This window comes from Azospirillum melinis (assembly GCF_013340935.1).
Taxonomy (GTDB): domain Bacteria; phylum Pseudomonadota; class Alphaproteobacteria; order Azospirillales; family Azospirillaceae; genus Azospirillum; species Azospirillum melinis.
Map to the genome: position 1 here is coordinate 1 of NZ_WHOS01000120.1, position 5,781 is coordinate 5,781.

At 68.8% G+C, this 5,781-nt stretch carries 5 protein-coding genes; all 5 read left to right on the forward strand.

Translation table 11 applies throughout. The annotated features are described in order from the left end of the window. Window positions 1-481 precede the first annotated feature (481 nt). Window positions 482-694: a hypothetical protein gene (locus GBZ48_RS35435; protein ID WP_174475308.1), complete on the forward strand. Its 213-nt coding sequence runs from the start codon at window positions 482-484 to the stop codon at window positions 692-694. 55 nt (window positions 695-749) lie between these two features. Next, window positions 750-1,283 (forward strand): translation initiation factor IF-3, encoded by a 534-nt coding sequence (gene infC / locus GBZ48_RS35440; protein ID WP_085085354.1) that lies wholly within the window; start codon window positions 750-752, stop codon window positions 1,281-1,283. A 258-nt stretch (window positions 1,284-1,541) separates the two neighbouring features. Further along, a complete protein-coding gene (locus tag GBZ48_RS35445; RefSeq protein WP_174475309.1) occupies window positions 1,542-3,218 on the forward strand; it encodes a PAS domain S-box protein in 1,677 nt (558 codons plus the stop codon). Between the two features lie 62 nt (window positions 3,219-3,280). Then, window positions 3,281-4,510: a D-alanyl-D-alanine carboxypeptidase family protein gene (locus GBZ48_RS35450; protein WP_174475310.1), complete on the forward strand. Its 1,230-nt coding sequence runs from the start codon at window positions 3,281-3,283 to the stop codon at window positions 4,508-4,510. 68 nt (window positions 4,511-4,578) lie between these two features. Further along, window positions 4,579-5,781 (forward strand): tetratricopeptide repeat protein (locus GBZ48_RS35455; protein WP_174475311.1); only part of this gene is annotated, 1,203 nt, incomplete at its 3' end.

The window sequence follows — 5,781 nt, forward strand, 5'->3', positions numbered from 1 at the left end:
CCCCCAAGCCCGCCACCCAGGCCTCCCTGTCCGCGGCGGTCCTCGACATTCTCGCTTTCCCGTCCGCCCTGCCACCGCATCGCCACTCTCCTTCGCCCGCCCGTCCCGATCGTCAGGCCCGGTGGAGACGAAACCATCAAGGGCTTCCCACGTTCCCTGCGGGACCGGCGGCAAGACCAGGAACCGGTGCGGAACGGCTTGAAAATCCCACCCCGCTCCCCATCTGGAGACTGGCCGAAGACCGTCTGGGCAGAACCGCTCGGGCTGTGCCGCCCCCCATCTTTCCCGCCCCGGCGGGAGAGAGCCTTCGTGGGGGCGCCGGCCGTCTGGAACATGCCCATGCCGGGGCCTGTTTTGCTTTATCGGAGCCTCCTGCGGCGGTGTTGCGCCGCCGCGGCTCCCGTTTCACGACGCCACACACGAACAAGAGCCGGCCGGCACCGAAATCCATCGGTCCGCCCATCCGGCCTGGAGGATTTTCATGACGACCCCGATCGTTTCCGCCCTTTCGCAGACCGCCCGCCATTTTGCCGTCCAGCCCGCGCTTGCGCCGGTCCATCTGGCCTCTACCCGCCTCTCCGCTGGCCAATTCGCCGCAGCTGAGAGCAAAAAGCCCGATTTTCGCTCCAAGCCTGAGCCGTCCGGCTTGACCCGGGGCGAACTGCGGCAGATTGTGCTCGACATCCTGGGCTGATCCTGTCGGCCCGGGCTCGTCCCTTTCTACCCATCCACGACGATAGGAGATCACCATAGCCAAGCTCTACGACGCGGACCCCGTCCGCGAAGGCCCGCGCCTCAACCGTGAAATCACCGCCCGTATGGTCCGCCTCGTCGGCGCCGACGGCGAGATGGTCGGCGTGGTGCCGCTCCGCCAAGCGCTGGAAGCCGCCGCGGATGCCGACCTCGACCTCGTCGAAGTGGCGCCCCAGGCGGATCCGCCTGTCTGCAAGATCCTCGATTACGGCAAGTTCCGTTTCGAGGAGCAGAAGAAGGCCAACGAGGCGCGGAAGAAGCAGAAGATCATCGAGCTGAAGGAAATCAAGCTTCGGCCGAACATCGACGATCACGATTATGACGTGAAGATGCGTTCCGCTGTCCGCTTCATCGAGGAAGGCGACAAGGTCAAGATGACCATGCGCTTCCGCGGTCGCGAGATGGCGCACCAGGATCTCGGTCTGAACGTGCTCGTCCGCGTGCGTGACCAGCTCCAGGACATCGCCAAGGTCGAGCAGATGCCCCGGGTCGAAGGCCGCATGATGGTCATGGTGCTGGCCCCGCGCTGAGCCTGGACCAAAGGGATCTCGCGGGGCGGTCCGCCGCCCCGCCCCTTTCTCCTTTCGGCCATTTTTTCTCACTGACTGTAAATTCCACCGCGAATTTCTCCGCTTTCAAATCGCGCCGGATCAATCCCGGAACATCTCGCGTAATACGGCGGAATAATACCCGACTATTCGCATTGGGTTATTGACCCCGTCGGCATCGAACGGGAATCATCGGACTTCCCGTGTCTCACTCCCCCCGTGTTCCGGAAAGTCGTTGTTATGAAGGACGAACGTGTCGAGCCCGCCTGGGAGCCCATCTCCGGCGAACGGCAGTTCCGCCTGCTGGTCCAGAGCGTGGTCGACTATGCGATCTTCATGCTCGATCCCGCCGGCGTCGTCCGCAGCTGGAATGCGGGGGCGGCCCGGATGAAGGGCTATGCCGCCGACGAGATCATCGGCCGGCATTTCTCCAGCTTCTACACGCCGGAGGACCGCGCCGCCGACATGCCGCAGCGCGCACTCGCCACCGCCCTGTCGGAGGGCAGGTTCGAGGCGGAGGGCTGGCGCCTGCGCAAGGACGGCACCCGCTTCTGGGCCAGCGTCGTCATCGACCCCATCCGTGACGAGACCGGGATCTTGCGCGGTTTCGCCAAGATCACCCGCGACATCACCGAGCGCCGCAAGGCCCAGCAGGCGCTGGATGAGGCGCGCGAGGCCCTGGCCCAGGCGCAGAAGATGGAGGCGGTCGGCCAGCTGACCGGCGGCGTCGCCCACGACTTCAACAACCTGCTGCAGGCGATCAGCAGCAGCCTGGAACTGATCGACCAGCGGCTGTCGGCCGGGCGCAGCGACATCGCCCCCTTCACCGCCACCGCCCGCGCCGCGGTGGACCGGGCCGCCACCCTGACCCGTCGCCTGCTGGCCTTCGCCCGGCGCCAGCCGCTGAGGCCGGAGCGCGTCGATTTGAACGCGCTGGTGGCCGGGCTGTGGGACCTGCTGGGCCGCTCGGTGGGCGAGCAGATCCGGCTGGAGCGGCGGCTGGGGGAGCCGCTGTGGCCGGTCCATGCCGACGTGAACCAGATCGAAAGCGCCCTGCTGAACCTGGTGATCAACGCCCGCGACGCCATGGCGGACGGCGGATGCGTGACGGTGGAAACCGCCAACGCCGCTTTCGCCCCGGCCGACCTCGTCAACGATCCCGGGGTGGAGGCCGGCGACTATGCCGTGCTGACCGTGCGCGACAGCGGGACCGGCATGCCGCCCGACGTGCTGGCCCGCGTTTTCGAACCCTTCTTCACCACCAAGCCGATCGGCCAGGGCACCGGCCTGGGGCTGAGCCAGCTCTATGGCTTCGCCCGCCAATCCGGGGGCTTCGTCCGCATCGACAGCGCGGTCGGCCGCGGCACCGCGGTGCATCTCCACCTGCCGCGCGATCATGCCGCCGCCGCTTGCACCGGGCAGGCGGAGCCCGCCGCCGTGCCTGCGCTGCCGCCCGGCCGGACCGGCCGGGGCACCGTGCTGGTGGTGGAGGACGAGGAACTGGTCCGCATGCTGCTGGTGGAGGTGCTGGAGGGCGATGGCTACACCACGCTGGAAGCCGCCGACGGCACCTCGGCGCTTGCCCAACTGACAAATGCCCAAGCGGGCGCCAAGGGGGAGGCCGGGGCGAATCCGCCGGTCGACCTGCTGGTGACCGATGTCGGACTGCCCGGCCTGAACGGCCGCCAGCTGGCGGAGGCGGCGCAGGCGCACTATCCCGATCTGAAGGTCCTGTTCCTGACCGGCTATGCCTTTCAAGCCCTGGACGACAGGCACGGCGACGGCGAGGATGGGCTTGGGCACAACATGCGCATGCTGGCCAAGCCTGTGGCGGTCGACGCCTTCCGCGCCATGGTGCGGAAGCTCCTGTCCGACGGCCTTTCCGACAGCCCTTCCGACGGCCCGGCCGGCGGATGACGCCCGCTGCCCTGTCCCATCCTGCCCCGCCTTTCCCCCGGCCTCTAGGGAGACCTGAGACGATGCACCCGCTCGCCCGCGTCTCGACGCTGCTGCTCTCCCTGACCGTTCTCACGGTTCTGGTCGCGGTCCTGCTGACGCCCCTGCCGGCCTTGGCCAAGCGCTCGGCAAAAAAGACCTCCGGGCCGGTCGCCGCGGAGATCCTGATGGACGCCGGCAGCGGCACGGTCCTGCAGGGGCGCAATGCCGACACCCTGACCTATCCGGCATCGCTGACGAAGATGATGACGCTGATGCTGACCTTCGAGGCGCTGGAGCGCGGCACGCTGCGGCTGGACCAGAGCCTCGTGGTGTCGCAGCATGCCGCGTCGATGCCGCCGTCGCGGCTGTGGCTGGCCCCCGGCAGCACCATCACGGTGGAGCAGGCGATCCTGGCGCTGGTCACCCGCTCGGCCAACGACGTCGCGGTGGTGCTGGGCGAGGCGCTGGGTGGCAGCGAGACGGCCTTCGCCGCCAAGATGACCGCCCGTGCCCGGGCGATCGGCATGCGCCGCACGGTCTTCCGCAACGCGTCGGGCCTGCCCGACCGGCTGCAGCGGACGACGGCGCGCGACATGGCGATCCTGTCCCGCGCGCTGATCCGCGGCCACGCCCGCCATTACGCCTATTTCCAGCGCCGCAGCTTCGACTGGCAGGGCGACACGGTCTATGGCCACAACCGCCTGATGGCGCGCTACCCCGGCATGGACGGCATCAAGACCGGCTACATCGCCGCCTCCGGCTTCAACCTCGCCGCCTCGGCGGTGCGGGACGGCCGCCGCCTGATCGCGGTGGTGATGGGCGGGCACAGCGCCAACTCCCGCGACGACCGGGTTGCCGACCTGCTGGATGCCGGCTTCAAGCGCCCGACCAGCCCGGCCAAGCCGGCACCCGTGCAGCCGGATCTGCTGATCACCAAGAACAGCGCCTCGATCGCCCAGCGCAGCACGGCGGTGAGCGTGGGCGCCCCTGCGGTGAAGCCCTCCGCTGCGAAATCCACCGGCGGCCTTTCCACCGATGGTCCCTGGTCCATCCAGGTCGGCGCCTTCGCCAGCCATGCCGCCGCACAGAGCAGCGCCCGCGCCACGGCCAAGCGCCTGGGCGCCCTTGCCGCCGGCACGAGCCCTGCGGTCGTCCGCTCCGGCGGTCTCTACAAGGCTCGGCTGACCGGCTTTGCCGCGACGAAGGCCGATGCGGCCTGCACCGCCCTGAAGACGGTCGGGAAGGGCTGCTTCGCGCTTCAGGACCAATGACGCGCTGCGGAAGGCGTCTTTGGATTTCGTTTTGGATCGGGGGCCTGTTCTCGGTTATGTAGGGGGCGATGGCCTCCCTCTCCGAAGCGACTCTTCTGGCGTTTGATCTGCACGCCGCAGGACGGTTTGCCGAGGCGGAAACCCTCTATGCCCGTGTGCTGGAGGCCGAGCCGGGATATCCGGACGCGCTTCATCTGTCCGGTATCCTGCTGGGCCAGACCGGACGGCTGGAGGAAGGGCTGGCCCGGATCGCCGAAGCCGTGGCCCGGCGGCCGGACTCGGCGGAGTATCTCCTCAATTACGGCAATCTGCTGCGTGCCGCCGGCCGCACCGGGGCCGCGATGGACGCCTACCGCCGGGCGCATGCCCTGGGCGCGCCGCAGGCTGCCGAGCCGCTGTCCGGGCTGCTGCTGGATCACGGCACACGGTGCCTGGACGGCCGCGATCCGACCGCTGCCGAGGCGGCCTTCGCGGAGGCATCGCGTTTGCGTCCCGGCGATCTCCGCATCCGCACCGGGCTGGCGGATACCCGCTTCGACCGGCAGGACTGGGAGGCCGCCCTGGCGGCTTACCGCGCCGTCCTGGCGCTGTCTCCGTCCTCGCACCTCGTCTGGTACAATTCCGGGGCCGCCGCCTGCAACGCCGGGCGGATGGCGGAGGCGGCGACCGCCTTCCGGTGTGCCGGTACCCTCGCCCCCGATCATCTGGATACGCAGGAATACCTCGTCGCGACGCTTTTCCACTGCGGGCGGATGGCGGAGGCGGCAAGCGAAGCCTGTGCCATCCTGACGCGGAAAGCGAAAGCGGCACGGAAGGGGCAGCAGGGCGTCGGAATGGCGCCGGTTCCCGCAGCTTCGCAGGACAGCCGGACGCGGCGGATCATCAGTTTCAGCCTGTGGGGCTCTGCATCCCTGTACACGCAGGGCGCGCTGGAGAATGTCCGGCTTGCGGCCGAGTTCTATCCGGACTGGACTTGCCGCATCTACCATGACGAGTCCGTGCCGGCATCCGTTCTCGGCGAGCTGGCCGCGGCGGGGGCGGAGCTGGTCGCCATGGAAGCGGGCAGCGGACCGGTGCGAGGCCTGTTCTGGCGCTTTCTCGTCTCCGACGACCCGACGGTCAGCCATTTCCTGTGCCGCGACGCCGATTCCCGTTTGAACAGCCGGGAGCGGGCCGCAGTGGATGCCTGGCTGGCCTCCGGCCTGCCCTTCCACGTCATGCGCGATCACATCATGCACACCGAGCTGATGCTGGCCGGCATGTGGGGCGGG

Coding starts and splice junctions, on each gene's coding strand:
- GBZ48_RS35435 (WP_174475308.1), top strand. CDS start 482: ATGACGACCCCGATCGTTTCCGCCCTTTCGCAGACCGCCCGCCATTTT.
- GBZ48_RS35445 (WP_174475309.1), top strand. CDS start 1,542: ATGAAGGACGAACGTGTCGAGCCCGCCTGGGAGCCCATCTCCGGCGAA.
- GBZ48_RS35450 (WP_174475310.1), top strand. CDS start 3,281: ATGCACCCGCTCGCCCGCGTCTCGACGCTGCTGCTCTCCCTGACCGTT.